The 24,247-nt window shown below is 69.6% G+C and carries 21 protein-coding genes; 10 read left to right on the forward strand and 11 right to left on the reverse strand.

Features of this window, described 5'->3' with window-relative positions; translation table 11 throughout:
• Window positions 1–40 precede the first annotated feature (40 nt).
• Window positions 41–709 (forward strand): nitroreductase family protein, encoded by a 669-nt coding sequence (locus ABZY89_RS13335; RefSeq protein ID WP_355227783.1) that lies wholly within the window; start codon window positions 41–43, stop codon window positions 707–709.
• A 46-nt stretch (window positions 710–755) separates the two neighbouring features.
• On the opposite strand, the gene ABZY89_RS13340 is transcribed toward ABZY89_RS13335, so the two are convergent.
• Window positions 756–2,555: a BCCT family transporter gene (locus ABZY89_RS13340; RefSeq protein ID WP_355227785.1), complete on the reverse strand. Its 1,800-nt coding sequence runs from the start codon at window positions 2,553–2,555 to the stop codon at window positions 756–758.
• A gap of 216 nt (window positions 2,556–2,771) precedes the next feature.
• Here ABZY89_RS13340 and ABZY89_RS13345 point away from each other — a divergent pair, with 216 nt between their 5' ends.
• The 3 genes from ABZY89_RS13345 to ABZY89_RS13355 are packed head-to-tail and all read left to right on the forward strand — an operon-like array spanning window position 2,772 to window position 6,497.
• Window positions 2,772–4,172, forward strand: a complete 1,401-nt coding sequence (locus ABZY89_RS13345; protein ID WP_355227787.1) for an ethanolamine ammonia-lyase subunit EutB — start codon at window positions 2,772–2,774, stop codon at window positions 4,170–4,172.
• Window positions 4,169–4,927, forward strand: coding sequence for an ethanolamine ammonia-lyase subunit EutC (gene eutC, locus ABZY89_RS13350; RefSeq protein WP_355227789.1), 759 nt, complete (start codon window positions 4,169–4,171; stop codon window positions 4,925–4,927). The genes ABZY89_RS13345 and eutC overlap by 4 nt, the downstream gene beginning before the upstream one ends.
• A 40-nt stretch (window positions 4,928–4,967) precedes the next feature.
• Window positions 4,968–6,497 carry an amino acid permease gene (locus tag ABZY89_RS13355; RefSeq protein WP_355227791.1) on the forward strand — a complete coding sequence of 510 codons (1,530 nt, stop codon included), beginning with the start codon at window positions 4,968–4,970 and terminating at the stop codon, window positions 6,495–6,497.
• A 26-nt stretch (window positions 6,498–6,523) separates the two neighbouring features.
• On the opposite strand, the gene ABZY89_RS13360 is transcribed toward ABZY89_RS13355, so the two are convergent.
• The 3 genes from ABZY89_RS13360 to ABZY89_RS13370 are packed head-to-tail and all read right to left on the reverse strand — an operon-like array spanning window position 6,524 to window position 10,277.
• Window positions 6,524–7,465, reverse strand: a complete 942-nt coding sequence (locus tag ABZY89_RS13360) for an alpha/beta hydrolase (RefSeq protein ID WP_355227793.1) — start codon at window positions 7,463–7,465, stop codon at window positions 6,524–6,526.
• Window positions 7,466–7,477: 12 nt separating this feature from the next.
• The gene (locus ABZY89_RS13365) at window positions 7,478–8,923 is read right to left on the reverse strand and encodes a hypothetical protein (protein WP_355227795.1); all 1,446 of its coding nucleotides are present in this window, start codon (window positions 8,921–8,923) and stop codon (window positions 7,478–7,480) included.
• A 1-nt stretch (window position 8,924) separates the two neighbouring features.
• Window positions 8,925–10,277 carry a hypothetical protein gene (locus ABZY89_RS13370; protein WP_355227797.1) on the reverse strand — a complete coding sequence of 451 codons (1,353 nt, stop codon included), beginning with the start codon at window positions 10,275–10,277 and terminating at the stop codon, window positions 8,925–8,927.
• Window positions 10,278–10,603: 326 nt separating this feature from the next.
• On the opposite strand from ABZY89_RS13370, the gene ABZY89_RS13375 reads away from it, so the two are divergent.
• The 3 genes from ABZY89_RS13375 (at window position 10,604) to ABZY89_RS13385 (ending at window position 14,856) form a co-directional block, all read left to right on the forward strand.
• Window positions 10,604–11,989: a condensation domain-containing protein gene (locus ABZY89_RS13375; RefSeq protein WP_355227799.1), complete on the forward strand. Its 1,386-nt coding sequence runs from the start codon at window positions 10,604–10,606 to the stop codon at window positions 11,987–11,989.
• 76 nt (window positions 11,990–12,065) lie between these two features.
• Window positions 12,066–13,508 (forward strand): condensation domain-containing protein, encoded by a 1,443-nt coding sequence (locus tag ABZY89_RS13380; protein WP_355227801.1) that lies wholly within the window; start codon window positions 12,066–12,068, stop codon window positions 13,506–13,508.
• A complete protein-coding gene (locus ABZY89_RS13385; protein ID WP_355227803.1) occupies window positions 13,489–14,856 on the forward strand; it encodes a condensation domain-containing protein in 1,368 nt (455 codons plus the stop codon). Before ABZY89_RS13380 ends, ABZY89_RS13385 begins: the two co-directional genes overlap by 20 nt.
• 93 nt (window positions 14,857–14,949) lie before the next feature.
• On the opposite strand, the gene ABZY89_RS13390 is transcribed toward ABZY89_RS13385, so the two are convergent.
• The 6 genes from ABZY89_RS13390 to ABZY89_RS13415 are packed head-to-tail and all read right to left on the reverse strand — an operon-like array spanning window position 14,950 to window position 20,870.
• On the reverse strand, window positions 14,950–15,990 hold the full coding sequence (locus ABZY89_RS13390) for a tetratricopeptide repeat protein (protein WP_355227805.1): 1,041 nt from the start codon (window positions 15,988–15,990) through the stop codon (window positions 14,950–14,952).
• Window positions 15,987–17,195: an AAA family ATPase gene (locus ABZY89_RS13395; RefSeq protein ID WP_355227807.1), complete on the reverse strand. Its 1,209-nt coding sequence runs from the start codon at window positions 17,193–17,195 to the stop codon at window positions 15,987–15,989. Before ABZY89_RS13395 ends, ABZY89_RS13390 begins: the two co-directional genes overlap by 4 nt.
• A gap of 42 nt (window positions 17,196–17,237) precedes the next feature.
• The gene (locus tag ABZY89_RS13400) at window positions 17,238–18,275 is read right to left on the reverse strand and encodes a tetratricopeptide repeat protein (protein ID WP_355227808.1); all 1,038 of its coding nucleotides are present in this window, start codon (window positions 18,273–18,275) and stop codon (window positions 17,238–17,240) included.
• 22 nt (window positions 18,276–18,297) lie between these two features.
• Window positions 18,298–19,245, reverse strand: coding sequence for an ATP-binding cassette domain-containing protein (locus tag ABZY89_RS13405; protein WP_355227810.1), 948 nt, complete (start codon window positions 19,243–19,245; stop codon window positions 18,298–18,300).
• 1 nt (window position 19,246) lies between these two features.
• Complete coding sequence (locus ABZY89_RS13410; RefSeq protein WP_355227812.1) at window positions 19,247–20,056, reverse strand: ABC-2 family transporter protein; 810 nt, start codon at window positions 20,054–20,056, stop codon at window positions 19,247–19,249.
• Window positions 20,049–20,870, reverse strand: coding sequence for an ABC-2 family transporter protein (locus tag ABZY89_RS13415; RefSeq protein ID WP_355227814.1), 822 nt, complete (start codon window positions 20,868–20,870; stop codon window positions 20,049–20,051). The genes ABZY89_RS13410 and ABZY89_RS13415 overlap by 8 nt, the downstream gene beginning before the upstream one ends.
• 138 nt (window positions 20,871–21,008) lie before the next feature.
• Here ABZY89_RS13415 and ABZY89_RS13420 point away from each other — a divergent pair, with 138 nt between their 5' ends.
• The 3 genes from ABZY89_RS13420 to ABZY89_RS13430 all read left to right on the forward strand — a co-directional run bounded on the left by ABZY89_RS13420 (window position 21,009) and on the right by ABZY89_RS13430 (window position 23,603).
• Window positions 21,009–22,184: an LLM class flavin-dependent oxidoreductase gene (locus tag ABZY89_RS13420; RefSeq protein WP_355227838.1), complete on the forward strand. Its 1,176-nt coding sequence runs from the start codon at window positions 21,009–21,011 to the stop codon at window positions 22,182–22,184.
• Entirely contained in the window at window positions 22,181–22,822 is a 642-nt protein-coding gene (locus tag ABZY89_RS13425) for an FMN reductase (protein WP_355227816.1), read from the forward strand. The genes ABZY89_RS13420 and ABZY89_RS13425 overlap by 4 nt, the downstream gene beginning before the upstream one ends.
• 118 nt (window positions 22,823–22,940) lie before the next feature.
• A complete protein-coding gene (locus tag ABZY89_RS13430; protein WP_355227817.1) occupies window positions 22,941–23,603 on the forward strand; it encodes a response regulator transcription factor in 663 nt (220 codons plus the stop codon).
• Between the two features lie 50 nt (window positions 23,604–23,653).
• Here ABZY89_RS13430 and ABZY89_RS13435 read toward each other — a convergent pair whose 3' ends face one another.
• Window positions 23,654–24,181 carry a YbhB/YbcL family Raf kinase inhibitor-like protein gene (locus ABZY89_RS13435; RefSeq protein ID WP_355227819.1) on the reverse strand — a complete coding sequence of 176 codons (528 nt, stop codon included), beginning with the start codon at window positions 24,179–24,181 and terminating at the stop codon, window positions 23,654–23,656.
• Between the last annotated feature and the right edge of the window lie 66 nt (window positions 24,182–24,247).

The raw sequence follows: 24,247 nt of genomic DNA on the forward strand, positions 1-24,247 counted from the left end.
TGGTGGGCTGAGCCTGGGCTGAGTCTGCTGGGATGGAGCCATGGAGCTCTACGAAGCGATGCGGACCACCCATGCCGTACGCGACTTCACCGACGACCCGCTGCCCGACGAGATCCTCGCCAGGATCCTCGACAACGCCCGGTTCGCGCCCTCCGGCGGCAACCGGCAGGGCGGCCACGTCGTGGTCGTACGCAGCCAGGAGACCCGCGAGCGTCTGGTCGAGCTGACCGCGACGGGTGCCCGCAGGTACATGGCGCAGCAGAAGGCGGGGGAGATGCCGTGGAACACGGTGCAACCGACGGCGGTGACCGACGAGCAGATCGCCGCGACCCGGGTCCCGCATGCGATGACCGAGCCGCTCCGTACGGCTCCGGTGGTGCTCGTCTTCCTCGTCGACCTCGGCGCGGTCGCTTCCATCGACTCCCAGCTGGACCGGGTGGGTGTCGTCTCAGGCGCCTCGGTCTATCCGCTGGTGTGGAACACGCTCCTCGCCGCGCGCAACGAGGGCTTCGGTGGGGTGATCACCACGATGGTGGTCGCCGAGGAGCCGGCGGTGCTCGAGCTGCTCGGTGCCCCTGAGGGCTACGCCGTCGCCGCGGTCGTCCCGCTGGGCAAGCCGGTCAAGCAGCTGACCAGGCTGCGCAGGCAACCGGTCGAGGAGTTCGTGACCCTGGAGACCTACTCCGGGACGCCGCTGACAGACGACTGATGGCGGGGTCCCGGAGGACCCCGCCATCAGACTCAGACTTCGAGGATCAGGCCTTGTCGGTAGGTACCGCGGTGACAGTGCCCTCGGCCGAAGCCGACTCGCCGCCGTTGCTGTGGTCGTCCTCGACGACCGCGAGCGCGAAGTCGTCCCCGTGCTCGGTGACGCCGGTGATGACGGCCTGCTCGACCGCCTCCGCGGCGTACTGACCACGCACGATCAGCGGATCGTGAGCCAGGTCGCGCTGCAGCGAGACCGCCAGCCCGACCATGATCACCACGAACGGCAGTGCCGCCACGATCGTGATCGTCTGCAGACCTGACAACGCATCCGCACCACCGGCGATCAGCCCCAGGATGGCCACGACACCGGTCGCGACACCCCAGAAGACCACCGTCGGCCGGCTCGGCTCCTCGGAGCCACGCTCGGAGAGCGTGCCCATCACGATCGAGGCCGCGTCGGCGCCGGAGACGAAGAAGATCGCCACCAGGACCATGACCAGGATGCTCATCACGGTGGCCAGCGGGAACTGGTCGAGCGTGGTGAACAGCTGCGACTCGACCCCGCCGAGACCGGCGATGTCGACGGTGCCGTCGCGCTGCAGGTCGATGGCGGTGCCGCCCATGATGCAGAACCAGATAACGCTGACGGCGCTCGGGACGAGGAGCACGCCGGCGACGAACTGCCGGATGGTGCGCCCGCGCGAGATCCGCGCGATGAACATGCCGACGAACGGCGTCCAGGAGATCCACCAGGCCCAGTAGAAGACGGTCCAGGAACCGAGCCACGCGGAGGTCTCCTCGCCGCCGACACCGGTGCGGGCCGACATCTGGGCGAGGTCGCCGATGTAGGTGCCGAGCGAGGTCGGGATCAGGTCGAGGATGAAGACCGTCGGGCCGACCACGAAGAGGAACAGCGCCAGGAGCAGGGCCAGCACCATGTTGATGTTGGAGAGCCACTGGATGCCCTTGGCCACACCCGAGACCGCGGAGATCACGAAGCAGACGGTCAGGACCGCGATGATCCCGATGAGGACGTTGTTGCCGACCTCGCCGAGCCCGGCCACGATCTGCAGGCCGCTCTCGATCTGGATCGCGCCCGTGCCGAGCGAGGTGGCGGAGCCGAACAGGGTCGCGAAGATCGCGAAGATGTCGATCGCCTTGCCTGCCGGACCCTCGACGGTCTTCTTGCCGAGCAGCGGCGTGAAGGCCGAGGAGATCAGGCTGACGCGGCCCTTGCGGTAGGCGCCGTAGCCGATCGCCAGACCCACGACCGCGTAGATCGCCCACGGGTGCAGCGTCCAGTGGAACATCGTGGTCGCCATCGCGTGCTGGATGGCTTCGGGGTTGCCCGCCTCGCCGGTGCCCGGCGGTGGGGTGACGAAGTGCGAGATGGGCTCGCTGACGCCGTAGAACATCAGACCGATGCCCATTCCGGCGCTGAACATCATCGCGATCCAGGAAGCCGTCTTGAACTCCGGCTTCTCGTCGTCACGGCCCAGGGGGATGTTGCCGTACTTACTGACGGCGAGCCAGATGATGTAGATGACGAAACCGCTGGCGGTCAGGACGAAGACCCAGCCGGCCTTGTCCAGCACCCAGGTGAGGGCGTCGCCGGCGACCTTGCCCATGCCGTCGGTGTTGATGAAGCCCCAGGCCATGAACGCGATGGCGATGGCCGCCGCGATGCCGAAGACTACCCAGTCGATTCCCTTGCGTTGGTCCTGTTCGCTCGAGATCGGCAGGTCCAGCGCGGGGTGTGGGACGACTTCGCCCGTGGGGGATTTGATGAGGCCAGAGGGGTTGTGATGGTCGGATTTCGGACTGTCTGTCTTCTTTTCAGAAGTCACACTGTTGTCCTTCCGGTTGGGTTCGGGACCACAGCACCCTAACGCGCACTGTCTTTGCCTTCTGTTCACCGGGGTGGCGCGCCAACCGATTGAAAACGAGTTCTGGATCGACTGTGTCTGGCTGGTTCGTGTGTTGTTCTGGCGCTGTGGTCCGCTGTGCTGCGCCGGTGCCTGAGCCTCACACCTTGGAAATATTGCGGCTCTACCGTTGATCTCATGCGATACCGGCAGAGTCTCCACGGGCACGGCTTCGAGTTCGACGGTCTGGTGGAGGTGCTGGCGCGGGCGTCGCCGCTGAGCTCCGGCGATGTCCTGGCTGGATGCGCCGCGCGGTCCGACACCGAGCGGGTCGCGGCGCGGATGGTGCTCGCCGACCTGCCGCTGAGCGTCTTTCTCGAGGAGCAGGTGGTTCCGGCCGAGTCCGACGACGTCACCCGGCTGATCCTGGAGACGCATGACGAGGACGCGTTCGCGCAGGTCAGCGGCTTGACCGTGGGGGCTCTCCGGGAGTGGCTGCTCGACGCCGCCGCGCGGCGTGACACCGCCGCGCTGACCGCCGTCGCGCCGGGGCTGACCCCCGAGATGGTGGCGGGGGTCTCCAAGATCATGCGCAACCAGGACCTGATCGCGGTGGCCGCGGCTACCGAGGTGGTGACCGGCTTCCGCACGACGATGGGCCTGCGGGGACGGCTGGCGACCCGGCTGCAGCCCAATCACCCCACCGACGACCCGGGCGCCATCGCGGCCTCGATCCTGGACGGCCTGCTCCTAGGGTCGGGGGACGCGCTGATCGGCATCAACCCGGCCTCCGACAACCCGCGTACGGTCGCCGACCTGCTCCGGCTCGTCGATGACGTACGCCTCCGCTACGAGATCCCGACGCAGAGCTGTGTCCTGACCCACGTCACCACCACGATCGACCTGATCGAGGCGGGGCTGCCGGTCGACCTGCCGTTCCAGTCGATCGGCGGCACCCAGGGCGCGAACGAGGGGTTCGGGGTGACCCTGGCGATGCTGGCGGAGGCCGACGAGGCTGCCCGGTCGCTGGCTCGCGGCACCGTGGGGAACGAGGTGATGTACTTCGAGACCGGCCAGGGCTCGGCGCTCTCCACCGGTGCTCACCTCGGCAGCGGCGGCAGACCGGTCGACCAGCAGACCCTGGAGTCCAGGGCGTACGGGGTGGCGCGGGCGTTCAAGCCGTTCCTGGTCAACACGGTGGTCGGCTTCATTGGACCCGAGTACCTCTACGACGGCAAGCAGATCATCCGCGCCGGGCTCGAGGACCACTTCTGCGGCAAGGTGCTGGGCGTGCCGATGGGTGTCGACGTCTGCTACACCAACCATGCCGAGGCCGACTCCGACGACATGGACAACCTGCTCACCCTGCTCGGCGTCGCCGGCTGCACGTACGTCATGGCCGTTCCGGGCGCCGACGACGTCATGCTCGGCTACCAGTCGACCTCCTTCCACGACGCCCTCTACGCCCGCCAGGTCCTCGGCAAACGGCCAGCGCCGGAGCTCGAGGAGTGGCTGGCCTCGGCAGGCCTGCTCGACCCGGACGGTTCCGTACGCGACATCGATCCGGCTGCCACGGTGCTGAAGGAGCTGGCACGATGAGCGATTTTTGGGAGCCGTTGCGCCGGTCCACGCCGGCGCGGATCGGGCTCGGCCGGGCCGGCAACTCAGTCCCGACCGCCGAGGTCCTCTCCTTCGGCGCCGCCCATGCCGCGGCTCGCGACGCGGTCCATCTCCCGCTCGACGTCGAAGCGCTCGTCGAGGCGCTCGACGGCCTGGGACTGGGTACGCCGCGCGTGGTCGCCTCCGCGGCTCCGGACCGGGCCACCTACCTGACCCGGCCGGACCTCGGACGGGTGCCCGGCACCGACCTGGACCTCGAGCCTGGCGAGGCCGAGGTCGCGGTCGTCGTCGCCGACGGCCTCTCCGCCGAGGCGGTGGCGAAGCACGCGGTGCCGCTCCTGGAGTACCTGGTCCCGCTCCTCGACAGCGCCACGACCGTCGCCGCGCCGGTGGTCGCGACCCAGGCCCGAGTGGCGCTGGGCGACCACATCGGTCAGGCCCTGGGCGCGCGGCTGGTCCTGGTGCTGATCGGGGAGCGGCCGGGGCTGTCGTCCAGCGACTCGCTTGGCGCCTACCTCACCTGGGACCCACGGCCGGGCGTCGTCGACTCGGCGCGCAACTGCGTCTCCAACATCCGTCCACCCCACGGCCTGGACCATGCGACCGCCGCGCGCACCATCGCGAGCCTGGTCGCCGGAGCCCGGGCGCTCGGCGCGACCGGGGTGGCGCTCAAGGACGGATCTTTCACAGCGCCGTTACCTGGCGCGACCACGACCGCCACGGACCGTTTCTAGCCTCAGGCACATCCACCCCCACGGAATCCGGAGGCGTGCCATGTCCGAGGCACCTGAAACCGTCGAGCCGACCCAGCTCGACGACGAAGCACATCTCGCCCGTCTCGGCTACAAGCAGGAGCTGTCCCGCACCTGGTCGGGGTTCTCGAACTTCGCCATCTCGTTCTCGATCATCTCGATTCTGGCCGGATGCTTCACCACGTTCGGCCAGGCCTGGAACAACGGCGGACCGGTGGCCATCTCGTGGGGCTGGCCGATCATCGCCGGCCTCATCCTGATCATCGGGTTCACCATGTCCGAGCTGGTCTCGGCGTACCCGACCTCGGGCGGCATCTACTGGTGGGCGGCCAAGCTCGGCGGCCCGGCGGCCGGCTTCTTCACCGGGTGGCTCAACCTGATCGGCCTGCTCGCGGTCACCGCGAGCGTCGCGTACGGCGCTGCCACCTTCCTCGACCTCACCCTCTCGACTCTGAGCGAGAGCTGGGCCGAGGGCTACTCCCTGGGCCGGGTCTACCTGATCTTCCTGGCCATCCTGGTGCTGGCCGCGCTCGCCAACATCTACTCCAGCCACCTGCTGGCCGTCATCAACAACATCTCCGTGTGGTGGCACGTCGCCGGCGCCGCAATCGTGGTCCTGGTGCTCATCATCGTCCCGGACGACCACCAGAGCTTCGCCTACGTCTTCACGGAGCGGATCAACAACTCCGGCTACGCCGACGCGAAGTACTGGTTCCTGGTGCTCCCGCTCGGGTTCCTGCTGACGCAGTACACGATCACCGGGTTCGACGCCTCCGCCCACCTCTCCGAGGAGACCCAGGGCGCCGCCGACGGCGCCGCGAAGGGCATCTGGCGCTCGATCTTCTACTCCGCGGTCGGCGGGTACGTCCTGCTGCTGGCCTTCCTCTTCGCGGTTCAGGACCCCGAGGGCGTGAGCGCGGGCGGTGGCGCGGTCGACGTGATCTTCGGCCAGGCGCTGCCCACCTCCTGGCACTTCGTGGTGCTGCTGATCTCCACCGCCGGGCAGCTCTTCTGCGCCACCGCCTGTCTCACCAGCGCCTCCCGGATGACGTACGCCTTCGCCCGCGACGGCGCTGTGCCCGGCTCCTCGCTGTGGGCGAAGGTCAGCCCGACCAGGAAGGTCCCGGTGAACGCGGTGCTCCTGGTGGCGGTCGTCGGCGCGGTCATCACGCTCCCGGCGCTGTGGGGAGTTGGCGGCATCCCGCTGGCCTTCTACGCGATCACCTCGGTCGCGGTGATCGGCCTCTACCTCGCCTTCGCCATCCCGATCTTCCTGCGCTGGCGGGCCGGGGACTCCTTCGAGACCGGGCAGTGGACCCTCGGCCGCCACTACAAGTGGCTCAACCTGGTCGCGGTCGCCGAGATCGCGATCATCTCGGTCTACTTCGTCCTGCCGTTCGTGCCGTCCGGCTGGATCACCAGCGACGACTTCTCCTGGGCGTCGGTCAACTACGCGCCGATCCTCACGGTCGGTTCGCTGGTTGTCCTCGGCCTGTGGTGGAGGCTGTCGGCGCGCAGGTGGTTCAAGGGCCCGAAGACGACCCTCGACTGACCCGGCTCAGCCGGGCTCAGCCGGGCTCAGACGCCGTACGCCGCCAGCCACCGCTCGATCTCGGCGTAGGCCTGCTTGCGGACCTCGGGACGCGACAGGATCACGTCGTGCTTCGCCCCGGGGACCGCGATGTAGGTGACGTGGCTGCCGATGGCGGTCGACCAGCGCCGGATCTGGCGTACGTCGAGCACGATGTCGGTCGAGTGGACGATCTCGCCCATCGCCTTCGGCTTGCTGGAGCGGTCGGAGGAGAGCACCAGCACTGGAGCCTTCACGTTCAGACCGCGGTGGAGCCGGGCGTGGCCGTCGCGGATCGCCTTGAGCCAGCCGAGCCGGATCGGGTAGGAGCCGACCGGCTTGAGCCCGAGGTCGAACTCCCACTCGCCGTCGTGCTCGACGTGGAGCGACATGGTGTAGAAGCCGCTGACGTCGCGGCCGAGCTCACGCATCGGGGCCCGGTGGCCGACCCGGCGCACGACCGGGCTGGCGACCGAGCGCAGCAGGAACGATCCCTGCAGGTCGAGCCACGGCGAGTTGAGCACCATCCCGGCCAGCGCGTCGGGCTGGCGGTCGTCGGCCCACAGCGAGACCGTGAGGCCGCCGGTGGAGTGGGCGCTGAGCATGATGTGGGAGTGCCCGTCGCGCTCGGTGATCCGCTCCCAGGCGGCGTCGATCTCGTCGAAGTACTCGACGAGGTCACCGACGTACGTCCCCGACTGGTGCTCCAGCAGCGAGCGACCGTACTTGCGCAGGTCCAGGCCGTAGAAGTCGTAGCCGCGGGCGGTCCACCACTCGGCGTACTCCTTCTGGAAGAAGTAGTCGGAGAAGCCGTGGACGTAGAGGACGGCACCCTTGGCGTCGCCGTCGGCCGGCCGCTTGACCAGCGTGGCCACGACCGTGCCCTCGAAGTCGTCCGCGAGCTCGATGGTCTCCACGGTGTAGGGCTCACCGAGTACGTCGATCGTCATGAAGGCATCCTCTCACCAGAAGGTCGGCACCAGGCCCCAGCGTCCGTAGACGGTGGTCACGATCTCCTTCAGCCGTTCGGAGTCGGGGACCGCGTCGGGGTCTAGTGCGCGGACGCCGAAGCTGCAGACTCCACCGTCTCGGGCTCCGCTTCGACCAGTGTCACCCACCTCGCACCACCACGACGTCACCCCGCCGCGCATCCGGCGCAGCTCGCCGCGGGTCGCGCCGAGCGCCAGGGCGCGGAAGACGATCGAGTCGGCTGCGACGCCGAACGGCGCCACGAAGTCGGGGTCGGGACGGCCCAGGTTGGACGCTAGACCGAGCGGCGTGACGACCCCCTTGAGCAGCGGCTTCGCGAGCTTGTCCGGGATCATCTGGGCCAGCGGCGCGATGTGGGCGATCGGGTCGGGGCGGGTGCCCTTGAAGAGCGCGGAGAACTCCCTCTTCGACCGCTCCCGGATGTGAGCCAGGTCGGTGACCCGGCCGACGCCGTCGCGCAGCTCGGTCTCGACCGCGATCGAGACGCCCGAGGTGGCGTTGGAGCGCAGGTCGCCCTCGCCGCGCAGCGAGACGGGCAGCGACATCTTGACCGGCTCGCCGGGGCGTACGATCCCGGCCTCGAGGAGCACCTCGACCGAGATCGCGACCTGCAGCGCGTTGGAGGTGCCACGGGCCCGCTCCGCGGCCGCGTTCCACTCCTCGACGGGGCAGTCGGCACCGGCGAAAGCGACCTCGTGGACGACATCGTCGTCGGCCCGCGGGTCGGGCAGCGGCCGCTTCTCGGAGGACTGGGCCTCCAGCACGGGGAGCTTCCCGGCCTTCCGGGCTTCCCGCAGGCCGCGTACGGCGGCGCGCGCCATCGTGCGCGCGTCGCGCCAGTCGTCCTTGCGGGTGACCTCCGGCTCCGCTTCGGAGGCGGGGAGCCGCGGCAGGTGCTGGCGGCGTACCGCCGCGATCACGGCGCCGAGCTTCATCCCGCCATCGCAGACGATGTGGGAGGCGTTGTAGGCCACGACCGTGCCGCCGTCGGTGGTGTGGGACATGAAGAACGCCCACAGCGGGCCCTTCACCGGGTCGAACGGCACCTCGTCGGCGGTGCTGTCGAGCCAGCCGACCACCTGGTCCGGCTTGATCCGGTCGGGGTGCAGGCGGACCGGCTCGGCGGTCTTCGCCGGCACCCAGCGGGAGCGCGCGCCGACGACCGTGGGACGTACGACGAGGCGGTTGAGCGGGCCCTTGGCCAGCTCGTCGACCAGGTCCTGGACCGCCTCGACCGGGATCTCGGTGGGGAACCGCCAGGCGGTCTGGCCCACGACCGGGACGCCGATCACGGTCGCGGAGCGGAGGAAGACCTCGTCGTCGTACGTCAGCCGGTTGGTGGGCTCGGGAGCGAACGGTGCCGGGCGGGCGCCGAGGCTCGCGGGCGGAAGCGAGGGCAGCATCTCGGGGGCGGGCACGTCACCACACCTCGACGGTCAGACCCCACGAGCCGAGCTCCTCGACGACCAGTCTCTTCAGGAAGTCCAGGTCGGGCACGCGGTCGGGCTCGGCAGCGACCAGGTTGAGCGTCGTACGCGGCCCCGACTGGATCAGCCAGGAGATGATCCCGCCGCCGACGTCGTAGGCGTCCTGGGCGGTCGCGTTCTGGTAGCCGGCGAGGCCGGCCACGAGGCGCACGTCCTCACCCATCGCGTAGCGGTAGTCGTCGGGGAGCTGAGGCAGGTTGGAGGCCATGCACGCCGCGGCCGGCGGCTGGGGGAGCTTGTCGAGCACGGCGTCGGGCAGCATCTGCATCATCGCCAGCGGCACCGGGACCAGCCCCGGGCCGGCCTGGCCGAGGCGGATGTAGGCCGCCTTGGAGAGCTTCTTGATCTCGGCGAGATCGCGCTTGTCGAGCACGTCACGGGGCACCTCGACCATGGCCACCCTGGTCGAGTTGGAACGTACGTCCCCGGGCTGGAAGTCGCTCATCGGCAGCGAGACCGGGACGTCGCCCCGGTCGACCGGCACGTGGTCGATGCGGACGAGCAGGTCGGCGACCACGTTGATGAACCAGGCGTTGGTCGAACCGCCGTGCTCGGCGGCGATCTTCGTCATCGTCTCGGTGTCGAACTCGGAGATCATCCGCGGCATCCGCCAAGCCTCGGGTGTCGGGTTCGGGCTGGCCTCGGGGTAGACGCGGGGCGCCTTGGTGGCCAGGGCCGCGGTGCCGTCCTTCTTCGCCTGACGGCGAGCCTTGGTCCAGTCGCGGACGGCACGCCACTGGGCGCGACTGTCGGCGGCCTCGGCGCGGAGGCGATCCCAGCCCTTGGCGGGAGCGGGCGGCAGCCGCAGCGGCTCGCCGCGGGAGGCCCGGGACACGGCGTCGAGGACAGAGCCACCGTCGCCGACCGCGTGGGCGAGCAGCATCGAGACGACCGAGGTGCCGTCGTCGAGGTTGATGGCCGTGAGCCGGTAGGTCAGGCCCTCGTGCGGGTCGAGGTGGTCGCTGTGACGCTCCTGGAGCCAGTCGGTGATCTCGGCGACGGGGAGGATCTCCTCGTAGAGCTCGAGCGACGGCTCGCGGTCGGCGTTGGTCCACAGGTCGCGGGCCCCGGGGAACCTCGCCCGGTGCAGCTTCCGCGACAGCCCGCCCTCGGCCAGGCCGGCCGCGATGTAGCGCAGCCGGTCGGCGTCGTAGGGACTGTTGAGCCGCCAGATCCACTGGTTGGCGATCGGACTTCCGAGACCGCGATGACGGCGGGCGAAGAGGTCGTCGGCGAACTGCAGGCGGCCGGAGTTGTCGATCGGTGCACGGGTGGCAACGGGCATGGGGGAGTCCTCGAGATTGGCGGGCGGCCGGGCAGAGGCCCGGCGAGATCACACAGCGATAGCGCGCGCAGGGGGAGGAGTCAATCGGAGTCGATACGTCATGTAAACCCCCGGGGGCAATAAAGAAGTGTGGCGATTCCCACGTCCGGGGGCGGTCGAATTCGGGTGCGGACCTGTGTGCACAATAGGCCGCGACGTGGACGACATCGCTGTCGTCCCAGGCGGGTCGCCTTCTCGGGCTACGGCGTTCTTGAGGTTCGTTCCGGTCCCCGAGATGACGTTTTGCCGCAACGAGCCCCCCACCTCAGAGAGGAACTCCACCTCCGATGGAGTACACCGAGCTGTCCGCGTACGACGTACCCCCGGGCGAGGTGACCGCGTGGATCCCCGCTGCGGAGCCGAGCGCCTGGGCCGACGACGACCGCCGACTGTCCCACAACCACGAGCTGCACCTCGACACCGCCGAGGCCGGCTCCTGGATCGGCTCGATCATGCGGTTGCACGGGCAGCTCGACACCGAGGCGCTCGGCCTCGCGCTCCGCGCCTGGATCGGGCGTCACGAGGCGCTGCGCGGGACCGTCGAGGAGACGGCCGCCGGCCGGCGCCGTCGTGCGGTCGCCGCTGCTGACGTGTCCGTGACCACCACCGTTCTGGGCCGGTTCGACGGCGAGGACGCCCGGGGCTGCCTCTCGGACTTCCTCGCCGATCACATCGACCCGTCGGCCTGGCCCTACGTCGTCTTCGCGACGGTGGCCGACGCCGACGGCTTCACTCTGGTCTTCGGTGCCGACCACGGCGTCATGGACGCCTACTCCCAGCTGCTCTGGTTCGAGGAGATCGCCTCGCTGTACGAGCGGGCGCTGGCCGGCGAGCTGTTCGCGGAGCTGTCCGTGGCCACCACCGGCAGCCATGTCGACCATGCTGCCGAGGAGCGGGTCACCGGCGAGGCGATGTCGCTGGAGAGCGAGTCGGTGCGGGTCTGGCGCGACTGGCTGACCGGTCCCGACGGCAGCCTGCGGTTCGCCGACTTCCCGGTCACGGGCATCACCGACGTACCCGCCTCGGCGTCGCCGCTGACGCAGGCCAGCCTGTCGCAGTGGCTCGGCGACCCCCGCCAGGCCCGCGCCCTGGGCGAGCTGTGCAAGGGCGCCGGTGTCTCCTTCCAGGCCGGGATGATGGGCGCGATGGCGTACGTCCTGCGGGCCCAGCACGGCGTGGAGCGGATGCGTTTCGTGGCGCCGATGCACACCCGCTACACCGCCGAGCACGCCGCCGCGGTCGGCTGGTACGTCGGCCTCGTCCCGATCACCCTCGACATCACCGGCGCGACCACGCTGCCCGAGGTCGCCGGCCGTGTCCAGGCCGCGCTCGCCGCGGCGAAGCCGCTGGTCCCGCAGCCGTTCGCGCGGGTCGCGGACCTGCTCGGTGTCGACGACGCGCCGCACTTCGTGGTCACCTTCGTCGACACCCGCTTCATCGCCGGCGCCGAGCGCTGGAACGAGTGGGACGCCCGTACGCTGCGGGCCCCGGTCCGCGCCGACGACGAGGTCTACCTGTGGCTCGTGCGTGACCGGGACGGTCTCAACATCTCGACGCGCTACCCCGAGACCGTCGCCGCCGAACGGGTCGTGCGCGACCTGATCGGCGGGATGAGCGGGCTCCTGGAGGAGATCGCGCAGCCCGAGACCGCCGAGCTGGAGGGCACCGCATGAGTGAGCGTCAGCGAACGACAATCGGGCTCATGCCGCCGGGTCCGTATTCTTTGTTCTCCTCGACGGAGGCGGCGGCATGAGGATCGGGGCGCTCGCAGGGCTCTCGCCGGCTCCGGGCCGGGTGGTCGTGCTGCGCCCGACGGCGGAGTGCCGGGCCGCGGCCGACGCCGCGCCGGTCTCTCCCGGAGCCCCCTCCTTCCTGCAGGCCGACCATCTCAACGCCTACCGCGCCAAGGTCGCCTCCGGCGGAGTGCACCGGGCCTGGACCGGGACCTGCGGCGAGTTCGACGTGGCCTTCGACGAGGCGGCCTACACCGAGGCGCTGACCTCGTTCGTCGGTCGTCACGAGGGGCTGCGCACCTGGTTCGACCTCTCCGGCGCCACGCCGGTGCGACACCTCGTGCCCGTCGAGGCGATCGCGTTCGAGGCCGTCGAGGTCGAGGCGCCGGCCGACTGGTCCGGAGGCTGGCAGGACCTGCTCGTCAGCCTGTGGGACGAGCAGTGCCGCCCCGACTCCTGGACGCCGTTCCTGCTCGGCGCGATCGTGCGCGAGGAGGGCTTCACCTACTTCTGGGGCTGCGACCACGCCTTCACCGACGGCGCCTCGCAGCTGATGGTCCCCGCCGAGCTCGGCGCGGCCTATGCCGCGGCCCTGGGAGCCCCGTCGCCGGACCTGCCGGAGGCCGACAGCTTCGTGACGTACGCAGCCGCCGAGCAGCAGCTCGCCGCCGAGTGCGACGCGGAGACGCCGGCGGTGCGCGAGTGGGCCGACATCGTCTCGCGCCACGGCGGCAGGCTGCCGCGGTTCCCGGTCGACCTCGGGCTGGCCCCGGGCGAGACCGCGCCGGTCCGGATCCGGTCGTGGACCGCGCTCGAAGGTGAGGCGGTGGATTCGCTCGAGGAGCTCTGCCGCGCCGCCGGCGGCCGGTTCACCAGCGGCGTCTTCGCGCTCCTGGCTCACGTCGAGCAGCGCCTGACCGGCAGCTCGGACTACCTGGGGATCACGGTGCTGGGCACTCGGTCGCAGCAGACCGCGATGTCGCACGGCTGGTTCTGCAACTTCGCCCCCGTCTCGATGCCGCTGGGGGAGACCTTCGCCGAGACCGTGCTCGCGGCGGAGAAGGCCTTCGGCACCGCCCGCGAGCTGGCCCGCACCCCGGTCCACGTCGCGCTGGGCGCGATGGTCGCCGGCGGGGTGCTCGCGCCGACCGAGCTGGCCAGCCCCCAGATGGTCTCCTACCTCGACGTACGCAAGTTCCCCGGCGCCGGGACCACCCCGTTCGACACCGGTCTGCACTTCACCGGCGAGGGGCGTACCGCCAACGCGAGCCTGTGGGTCAACCGCTTCGCCGACCGCTTCGAGCTGGCCACCCAGAGCCCCGACACCGAGCAGGGCGGACGGGCGGTGGCGACCTTCTTCGAGGCGCTCCACGATGTGCTCGCCGACCTCGGCCTGCCGGTGCGCTCTGTCGACGCGGACCAGATCATCGGGACCGGACATGCTGGTCACGACCGCTGACCTGTGGGAGCCCCGGCCGGGCACGCTGCTCCGCTGGGACCTCTCCGCTCCCGCCCACGGTGTGCCCGCCGAGCTCTCGCTCAACCAGCGCAACCACCTCGCCGGCGCGATGGCCGGAGCGCCGACCGTCTGGCTGGCCGCCGCCTTCGACGTCGACGGCCCCATCGAGCCGGTCGCGCTGTCTCGCACCTGGCGGGCCTTCCTCGCCCGCCACGGCAGCCTGCAGCTCGAGGTCGTCGCCGGGTCCGAGGGGCTACAGGCCCGCCGGCACCACCCCGGCACCCTGACCTGGTCGGTGACCTCCGTGGGCCACACCAGCACTGTCGAGGAGACCCGCGCTGCGCTGCACGCCGCCCTCGACGAGCGGTGCCGGCCGTTCGCCTACCCGGCCTTCCTGCCGGCCGCGATCTCCCGGCCCGACCGCTCCACGATCGTCCTCGGCATGGACCACCTGCACTGCGACGCCCACTCGGTCGCGGTCGCGGTGGAGGAGCTCGCCGACCTCTACGCCACCTTCACCGAGGGCGGCGACGAGCCGTCGCTGCCGCCGGTGAGGTCGTTCCTGGAAGCCGTCGCGCAGGGAGCCGACGGCCCCGCCTGGGTCGGCGCCGACGACCCGCTGCTGCGCGGTTGGGGTGAGTTCCTCGGCAGCCGCGGCCACCAACTGCCGACCTTCCCGCTGCCGCTCGGCCTCGAGCCGGGGGAGCGGGCCGCTCAGGCCACTGCCGTGGTCCGGCTGGCCGACGCCGACCTGATGGACCGTATCGGCGCCCGCGCCCGCAACAGCGGTGCCTCGACGTACGCCGCGGTGCTCGCGGCCCTCGCCACCGCGATCTCCGACCTCGGCGGCGGTGACCGGCTGGAGACGATGGCGCCGGTCTCCACCCGCTCTGCAGAACCGCTGGCCCGCTCGATCGGTTGGTACACCACCACCGTCCCGCTCACCGTCCCTGCCTCGCTCACCGATCTGGGCCTGGCCGAGGCCGGCGACGCGGTCCGTCATGGCGTACGCCTCGGGTCGGTGCCGCTCGACCAGGTCCTCGGCTCGCTCACCGAGCCGCTGGTGCAGACCCGCAACGACGTCTTCGTCGTCTCCTGGGTCGACTACCGCCATGTCCCCGGCGGCTCGGCCCACCTCGACCGCGACGCCCAGCACATCTCCGCCTCGACCCTGGCCGACGACGTGCAGATCTGGTTCTCCCGCACCCACACCGGCCTCGCCGTCCGCGTCCGCTACCCCGACACCGTGGTGGCGGCAGCGTCCGTCGACTCCCTCCTCGACCGCCTCCGACAGACCCTCGCCGAGCTGGGCGCCGCGGCAGAAGCCAGCCAAGTCGGCGCCAACTGACGTCGAGTCGGCTCGTTATGACGAGCCGACTCGAGGCGCTTCGGTTTCGGACACCCCTCCCCAGGGTGGGCGCGGTCCCGAGCACGAGCAGAGTCAGGCGCGCGAGCGGTTCACCACGAACATCACCCCCGTGATCACCGCACCGAACAAGATCGGCCGCAGCGCGATCATGCCGATCACCTCACCGTGGGGAAGCAGGCAGGTGCACACGGCGATCGCGACGCCTGCGAGGCAGACGAACCAGTTCCACCAGGCGCCGAAGGAGCCGACGAGCCGGCGACCGAAGTAGCCGCGCACCGATCGGGGGACAATGTGCGCGGTCAGGACGGCATATGCGCTGATCCCACCGAGGAGCAGAAGCGCGACCGCCCAGCTCGCCGGGTTCGGGCCGCCGGAGATGCGCACGATCAGCAGCCCAGCGAGGAGTGCCATCACCGAGGCCGCGTAGAGCCGCAGAGGGAAGGCCATCGCCAGGCGGTCGAGATTGCGGCGGGCTATCTCGGAGTGCGGGTCGCTGCGCAGCGACTGCGCCAGGCCGCGAACGGCGCGCCTGAGGTTGATGGTGCCCTGCAGCACGGTGAGGTTGTTGAGTGCCGCGGACTGGTCGGGATCGATGGCGAGCGCCCGCTCGTACGCAGCCTTCGCCGTCGTGTAGTCGTTGCGTGACTGAGCCACGATCCCGAGCGTCGTGTGGCTGACGGCTTCGTTCGGGGCGAGGCGCACAGCCTCGTGGGCCGCGCGCAGTGCGTCGAGTGAGCGCTCTGGCACGTCCATTGCCGCCTCGGCGAATACCTTGTGGGTCCGCCACTCGTCGGGCGCCAGCCGGACCGCCTCGTCGGCCGCGCGGACCGCTTCCTGGTCCAGGTCCATCTCGCCGAGCACGAGGGCGCAGAGGCGGTGGCCCCACTCGTCCTCCGGGGCGAGGGCGATGACCCGGTTCGCAGCCTCGAGCGCAGCGGCGTGGTCGCCCTGGCCGAGCAGGCACTGAGCCCGCAGGGCGTGCAGGCCCGCCTCATCGGGTCGCTGCGCCAACAGCGTCTCGACGAGCGGGCGGGCCTCGTTCCAGCGGCGCAGTTCGAGCAGCGACTCGATCCGAGCGCCGACCCGCCGGATGTCGTGCACGTCGTCGGTCACAGCCGGCGGTTCTTCCGCATGTATCTCGCCAGTTCGTCGTACGAACCGTCCTCGTTTGCGAACATCACGATGTTGCGGGCGGTTTCGAACCACGGCCCGACCGACGGCCGGATGTCCTTGAGCGCGGCCTCGATGTCGGCCTGAGAGATCATCCGGACGTCGCCCGTCTCCGCGGCCTCCATCAGCGCGATCTCGGCAGCGCTGTTGCAGGCATGGGCGATGTCGGCGCCGGTGTAGCCGTCGGTCGCCTTGGCAAGGCGCTTGAGGTCGATCCCCGCCACCGGACGCTCAGTGAGGTGCAGTTGCCAGATCGCGGTACGTGCCTCCAGGTCCGGCGGGAGCACCAACAACGTACGGTCGAAGCGTCCTGGCCTCCGCAAGGCAGGGTCGACGTCCCAAGGAGCATTCGTAGCAGCGAGTACGAAGACACCTTCATTGCTGGCCTGGACGCCGTCGAGCTCGGTCAGCAACTGGTTGACGGCGGTACGCATCCCGTCGGAGTTGAGCCGGCTCCGCTTGTGCCCGATGGCGTCGACCTCGTCTAGGAAGACCACGCATGGGGCAGAGGCGCGCGCCGTTTCGAAGAGCTCGTGGACGTTCTTCTCGGAGTTGCCGATATACATGTCCAGCACGTCGGCGATCGAGACCGAGATGAACTGAGCGCCCAGCTCGCCGGCCAGGGCTCGGGCGATGAAGGTCTTGCCGCATCCCGGAGGACCGTAGAGAAGCAGACCGCCACGGAGGGACTTCTGATACATCGTCCGCAGCTTCTCGTTGCGCATCGGCGCCAGGAACGCAGCGTTGAGTCGCTTCTTCACCTCCTTCATCCCACCCACGTCGGCAAGGGTCATCCGGGAGCGCTCGACGTCGTACGCTGGAACCTCCGACTCCACGACCGACGATGTCGCGAACATCGGTGGCACGACATCACCGAGATCCTCTGCCGCGGCGTTCCAATCAAACCGCTCCGGGGCACTGGGTTGGGCAGGGCTTGTCGAGGTCGGTGGTGGGTTGAGCGCCTGTGCCATCAGCTCCCGAGCCTGTGCGGATCCCGGGTCCTGCTGAAGAACCGTCGCCGCATGCTCGATCGCCTCCGCGCCCCGACTGGCATCGACGAGCAGCTGCGCCAGGTGCAGCCGTAGGGTGGCATCGTCGGGCGACGCCGCAACGGCGCGAAGCAGGCTGTCGATCAGTGGGTCGGGCATGTGCAGATTGATACCACCTGCAAGGAACGAGTCGCATGCCCGTTACTCAGATGCCAGCACGAGGATGCGCATGCCGGTCCACATCCCGAGGAACATCATCCCGAGTGCCGCGGCGCTCGCAAGGTCGTCGCCGACGGGGAGGAAGCAGACCGCGACGGTCGCGATCGGAGCCCAGATCCACAGCGCCGCGCGCCCGAGCTGCTCGGCGGTGACGAGCTGGCGGGCGAAGTAGCCGCGGATGGAGCGCGGGATGCGGTGAAAGAAGTAGGTGACATACGCGGCGATGGTCGCGATCATCCCGACACCGACCAGAGCCGACCGGACCGACGGGCCGTCAGTGGAGAGGACGAGCAGGTATCCGGGCACGAAGCAGGTCACCGAGACGGCCAGCAGAGGCAGCCTGAACAGTTGGGCCAGCGTATCGACGTTCTGCTTGGCGACTTCGAGATCGGGGGCATGACGGAGGGCCTGTGCATACCCGGTGACAGACGTGCTGAGGCGTAGCAGGTTGGTCGTGGTCGTGAGGTTGTTGCGTGCCGGTGCGTGCTCAGGATCTAGGGCGAGCGCGGTCTCGTAGGCCTTCCGGGCGACCGCGCGCTGGCCGCGTTTCTGCGACACGAGGCCCAAGGTGACGTGTGCGTCCGGTTCGTTCGGCGCGAGACGTACGGCCTCGTGCGCCGCACGGTGGGCGTCGTATCGGTAGTGGGCCGCATCTTCGAACGTCTCGGGCAGGTCGAACGCGACCTGGGCGTAGGTGTCATGCGTCCGCCAGTTGTCCGGTGCGAGCCGGACGGCCTCGGTCGCCGCGCTGATCGCCTCCGCGTGCCCGCCGAGGTGGTCGAAGGCGATCGCGCGGATGCGATATCCCCACTCGGCATCCTGTGCGGTGCTCACCAGCTGGTTGGCAACCCTCAGGGCACCGCGGTAGTCCTCGAGCCCGATGAGGCACTGCGCCAACAGTGTGAGGAGCCCGACGTCCTGCGGCCGCTGCCCGAGCTGCGCCTCGATCAGCGGGAGGGCCTGGTGCCAACGTCCCAGCTCGACCAGGGCGTGGATCGAGATGTCGGATCCGGTGCTCATGGGGAGATTGATATCAGCAATCTCAGCGGGAGTAGAGCTGCCGGATGACGGCCTCGATGTCGGGCTCTTGGATGGACAGGTCGGCGACGTCGTACGCGGCGGCGACCTGCGCGACCAGCGGCGCGGCGGAGGCGCCGGCGGGGAAGGAGAGCCACTGGCGGGGGCCCTCGACCTTCACGACCCGCGCGCCCTCGATGGCGATGGGGGAGGCCTCATCGACGAGGTCGACGACGAGGGTGCGGGAGGCGTCGCCGTTGGCTCGCAGGGAGGGCAGGGGGCCGTCGAAGACGGCGGTGCCGTGGTCGATGACGATGACCCGGTCGCACAGCGCCTCGATGTCCTGCAGGTCGTGCGTGGTGAGCATCAGGGTCGTCCCACGCTCGTGGTTGAGGGCGCGCAGGAACTCCCGCAGGCGCCCCTTTGAGATGACGTCCAGACCGATCGTCGGCTCGTCGAGATAGAGGATCTCGGGGTCGTGGAGCAGCGCCGCGGCGATGTCGCCGCGCATCCGCTGCCCCAGGCTGAGCTGCCGGACCGGGGTGTCCATCAGTTCGCCGAGGTCGAGCAGTGCGACGTGGTCCTCGAGGTTGCGGCGGAAGGTCTTGTCGGGGATCCGGTAGATCCGCCGCAGCAGCTCGAAGGAGTCGCGCAGCGGCAGGTCCCACCACAGCGACGTACGCTGCCCGAAGACCACCCCGATCCGCCGGGCCAGCTCCCTGCGCTGGCGGGAGGGCTCCAGGCCCGCCACCCGCGCCGACCCGCCGGACGGCACCAGGATCCCGGTGAGCATCTTGATCGTTGTCGACTTCCCGGCGCCGTTGGGCCCGATGTAGCCGACCATCTCACCGGCGTCGATCTCGAAGGAGAGGTCGTGCACGGCGTGCTTCACCACCGACGTACGTCTCAACGGACCCGCCTTCTTGCGGATCGTGAAGTCTCGGGACAGGTCCCGCACCTCGATCAGTGCCACATCAGCTCCCGGTGGATCGATAGCGACGAAGCCCCTGACGCCACACGAGCGCGGTCAGACCGACCAGCGCCAGCGCGGCCAGGGGCGAAGCGAACCGGAACCAGTCCGGAGCGCCGTAAGGGTCGGTGAGGCCGAGCAGGAACAGGCATGGATACCAGTTCACGAACGCCAGCGGCAGCAGGTAGGTCAGCGACCGGACGACCTCGCGCGGGAAGATCGTCATCGGGTACTGCATGATCGTGTTGCCGCCGTAGGTGAAGGCGTTGGCGAACTCGGAGGCGTCCGTGGTCCAGAACTGGATCGTCGAGAAGGTCACGAACACGCAGAAGTAGATGACCACACCCGAGACGAGCGCCACCACGAGCACCAGCAGGCGCTGAGGGTTCCACTCCACGATCGGCGCCGCCCACGCGAAGACCACGATGCCCTGAGCGATCTGGCCGAGCCGGCGCAGCTCGAACCGGTCGGCGCACAGCTGCACCAGCACCGGGACCGGCTTGGTCATCATCGCGTCGAGATCGCCGCTGCGTACGTATCGGCCGATCTTCTCGACGCTCCCGACCAGCATGTCGGCGACCCGGAACGCGATCGAGGTGACCCCGTAGAGCAGGGCGATCTCGCGCAGCGTGAAGCCGCCGTAGGTGTCGATGTGGCTGAACATCAGCCAGATCGCCACGAAGTCGAGGAAGGTGATCAGTACGCCACCGACCGTCATCGTCCAGAACGAGACCGGATAGGCCATCGCCGCCCGGATCCACAGCGCCGCGATGAGCCAGTAGGCGCGCACCGAGTGTGCAACGTGCTCAACCACCCTGGACCACCACCTTGCGGGTCGCGGCACGCAGCACGAGCGCGCAGACGCCCAGGAGGACGACCGCCCACAGGACCTGCAGCCCGATCGCGGCGAGCATGTCGAGCCCGGTGTGGCGGCCCAGCCAGATGTCGGCCGGGGTCTGGATGTAGGAGGCGAACGGCAGCGCCAGCGCGACCTGGCGCAGGCCGTCGGGGAAGAGGTTGAGCGGCAGCGTCAGGCCGCTGAAGAAGGTGGCCAGCACGCTCAGCAGCACCCGCGGACCGGTCGCGTCCAGGAGCCAGAACGCACTGGCGGCGAAGAGGAAGCGGACCGCGAAGCTGACCACCACCGCGAGCGTGACGCTGACCAGGAACCCGACCGCGCCAGCGGGGGAGGGCATGACCAGCCCGAAGAGCAGCGCGCCGATGATCGTCGGCGCCACGCCCCGGGTCGCGAAGTGGTAGAGCCCACGGCCGAGGTCGGCGGCGAGATACCAGCCGAGGACGCTGACGGGACGGTAGAGGTCGACGGCGATGTCGCCGTTGCGGATCCGCTCGGCGAGGTCGTCGGTCGAGCCGCCGCTCCACAGCGCGATCGTCATCAGCAGCGCCTGCCCGATCCAGACGAAGGTGACCGCCTGGTCGGCCTGGTAGCCGCCCGCCGACGGGTTCTGCTCCCACAGCGCCAGGTAGGCGAAGCTGAGGATGATCCCGAAGACCGAGTTGGTGAAGATCCCGGCGAGCGTGGCCGCGGTGTAGGTGGAGTAGCGGCGGAAGGAGCTGGTCGCGATCGCGGCGTAAAGACTCAGCTGTGAATGCAGCGCCCCGGACACCTGACGTACGTTGGCACAACGGGGCCTGCGTACGCCAAGGGGTTTTCTGGAATAACGTTGATGCAGCAACTGTTTGCCGAGTAGTTCGGATTTCAACTATCGTGGAAGAGTCCACGAAAGGGGCAGGGAACCATGGGTATGCAGTTCGGCATCTTCACCGTCGGTGACGTCACGATGGACCCGACGACCGGTAGGACCCCGACGGAGCACGAGCGCATCAAGGCGACCGTCGAGATCGCCAAGCATGCCGAGGAGGTGGGCCTGGACGTCTTCGCGACCGGTGAGCACCACAACCCGCCGTTCATCGCATCCAACCCGACCGCCACGCTGGCCTACATCGGTGCCAAGACCGAGAACATCATCCTGAGCACCGCGACCACGCTGATCACCACCACCGACCCGGTGCTGATCGCGGAGGACTACGCCAAGATCCAGCACCTCACCGACGGCCGCGTCGACCTCATGATGGGCCGCGGCAACACCGGCCCGGTCTACCCCTGGTTCGGCAAGGACATCCGTCAGGGCATCAACCTGGCCATCGAGAACTACGCCCTGCTGCGCCGGCTGTGGAGCGAGGACGTCGTCGACTGGTCCGGCCGGTTCCGTACGCCGCTGCAGGGCTACACCTCGACGCCTCGGCCGCTGGACGGCGTCGCGCCGTTCGTCTGGCACGGTTCGATCCGCTCGCCCGAGATCGCCGAGCAGGCTGCGTACTATGGCGACGGCTTCTTCCACAACCACATCTTCTGGCCGGCCTCGCACACCAAGCAGATGGTGCAGCTCTACCGGCAGCGCTTCGAGCACTACGGCCACGGCACCGCCGACCAGGCCATCGTCGGGCTGGGCGGGCAGTTCTTCATGCGGCACAACTCCCAGGACGCGATCAACGAGTTCCGGCCCTACTTCGACAACGCCCCGGTCTACGGCCACGGCCCCTCGCTGGAGGACTTCAGCGAGGCCACCCCGCTGACCGTCGGCTCGCCGCAGCAGGTCATCGAGCGGACGCTCTCGTTCCACGAGTACGTCGGTGACTACCAGCGTCAGCTCTTCCTGCTCGACCACGCCGGGCTGCCGCTGAAGACGGTGCTGGAGCAGCTTGATCTCTACGGTGAGATCCTGCCGACCCTGCGCGCCGAGTTCGCGAAGCTGCGCAAGCCCGGCGTCCCGGACGCCCCGACCCACGCCTCCCTGGTGGAGAAGGCCGGCGGCGCGAAGGACTCGACCGTCTACGCCGAGGGTGACTCCGCCACCGGCTCGTCCGACCGCGACCTGACCGACCCGGAGGTCGCCAAGGTGCTCGAGGGGGAGCTGTGACCCGGATCGTCGTCGTCTCCGCGGGGCTGTCGGTCCCGTCCTCGACCAAGCTGCTCGCCGACATGCTCGGCGATGCCACGACCCGGGCCGTACAGGCCCGGGGCGCGGAGGTCGAGGTCGAGCACGTCGAGCTGCGCGGCCTGGCCCACGAGCTGACCGACAACCTGCTCACCGGGTTCGCCAAGCCGGCGCTCCAGTCGGCCATCGACCAGGTGCGGCGTGCCGACGCCGTCATCGCGGTGACACCGGTCTTCTCCGCCTCCTACTCGGGTCTGTTCAAGACGTTCTTCGACGTACTCGAGCAGGGCGTCCTGGACGCGAAGCCTGTCCTGATCGCCGCGACCGCCGGCACCGCCCGGCACTCGCTGGTGCTCGAGCATGCGATGCGGCCGCTGTTCGCCTACCTGCACGCGGTGGTCGTCCCGACCGGGGTCTTCGCCGCCACCGAGGACTTCGCCGGTGGCCCGGAGCTCCCCAAGCGGGTCGATCGTGCCGCCGCGGAGCTGGCTGCCCTGCTGGCCGTGGGTGGCACGCCCACCCCGGCGCCGCATCGGACACTGGTGGAGGACGAGTTCGCCAACCCGACGTCCTTCGAGACGCTGCTCAAGCGAGCCTCCGAAGGGCCGCCGGAGTTCTGACCGGGCGGGGGTTTCGTTCGGCTACCGATGTGAACACGGACCCGAGATACCGGGGGTTTGCGAGGAAGTGCGACAGAATGCGTCTCGACCGCTACCCCCAGCACCGAGCGGAGCCGTTGTGCCCAGCTATGAGCCGAGCGTCGTCGTTGCCGACGAGTCGCCTCTTCTTCGTGCTGGACTCACGGCCCTGCTCGCGCGTGGTGGCTACCAGGTGGTCGCCGACGCCGGTGACGCCGAGGCGCTCGTCCAGGCCGCGACCGACACGCTGCCCACGTTGGTCGTGACCGACGCCCGGCTGGGCCCGGAGGACGAGGGCATCAGCGCCACCCTCCGACTGCACGAGAAGGTGCCGGAGATGGGCATCGTCGTGCTCGCCGACTCGGTCGACACGGCCTATGCGGCCGCTGTCTTCGCCAGCACCGGCACCGGCGGTCTCGGCTACCTGCGCAAGTCCCGCGTACGCACCATCCCGCACTTCCTCGACGTCGTCGGCCGGGTGGCGTCGGGTGAGGTCGTCGTCGACCCGGAGGTCATCTCCCGGATGGTCGAGGCCTCGCCCGACGCCGATCCCGATGCGATCGGGAGGCTGACGATGCGCCAGAGCGAGGTGCTGGGCCTGATCCACGCCGGGTTCCCCGACCGCGCGATCATCAGCAGGTTCTTCAGCGGCAGGCGGCAGTTCGAGCGGTGTCTGAGCGAGATGTTCCTCGCGTTCGGATTGTCCGGCGACGTCGAGCACCGCCGTACGCCGACGATGCTGACCCACCTGGCATCTGGCTGACGCGGGAGTCCTGAGGTCACCGGGTGACCTCAGGACTCCCACGTCGGAGCTCAGTGCTGGTAGGTGCCCACCACGACGGCGCGGGCCAGGGCCTTGAAGGCCAGGTTGAAGGAGACGACGGCCGGGGTGACCTCGTCGTCCACGCCCAGCGTCTCCTCGCCGACGGCGTGGACGACGAAGTAGTAGCGGTGGACCTGGTCACCGGCCGGGGGAGCGGCGCCACCGAACTCCTTGGTGCCGAAGTCGGTCGCGACGTGGAACGCCTTGCCCGGGAGGTCGGCGCTGCCGGCCCCGGCACCGGCGGGAAGCTCGGTCACGTCGGCCGGGACGTCGACCAGGGCCCAGTGCCAGAAGCCGCTGGGGGTGGGCGCGTCGGGGTCGAAGCAGGTGATGACGTACGACTTCGTCCCCTCCGGCGCGCCGCTCCAGCTGAGCTGCGGGGAGGTGTTGCCACCGTCGTAGACCTGGTCCTGCTTCAGCGGCTGGCCGTCGGTCACGTCCTCGCTGGTCAGCGTGAAGGAGGGCAGGGCGGGCATGAGCGAGTAGGGATCCGGCTTCACCGGACGATCGAGTGCCATGCCCACCAACGTAGTCCGCGAATCGACCCGTTGTCAGGGCGCACCCCGGTGTTGGGCGAGGATGTA

The organism is Nocardioides sp. NPDC006303, from assembly GCF_040613175.1.
In the GTDB taxonomy this organism is placed as follows: domain Bacteria; phylum Actinomycetota; class Actinomycetes; order Propionibacteriales; family Nocardioidaceae; genus Nocardioides.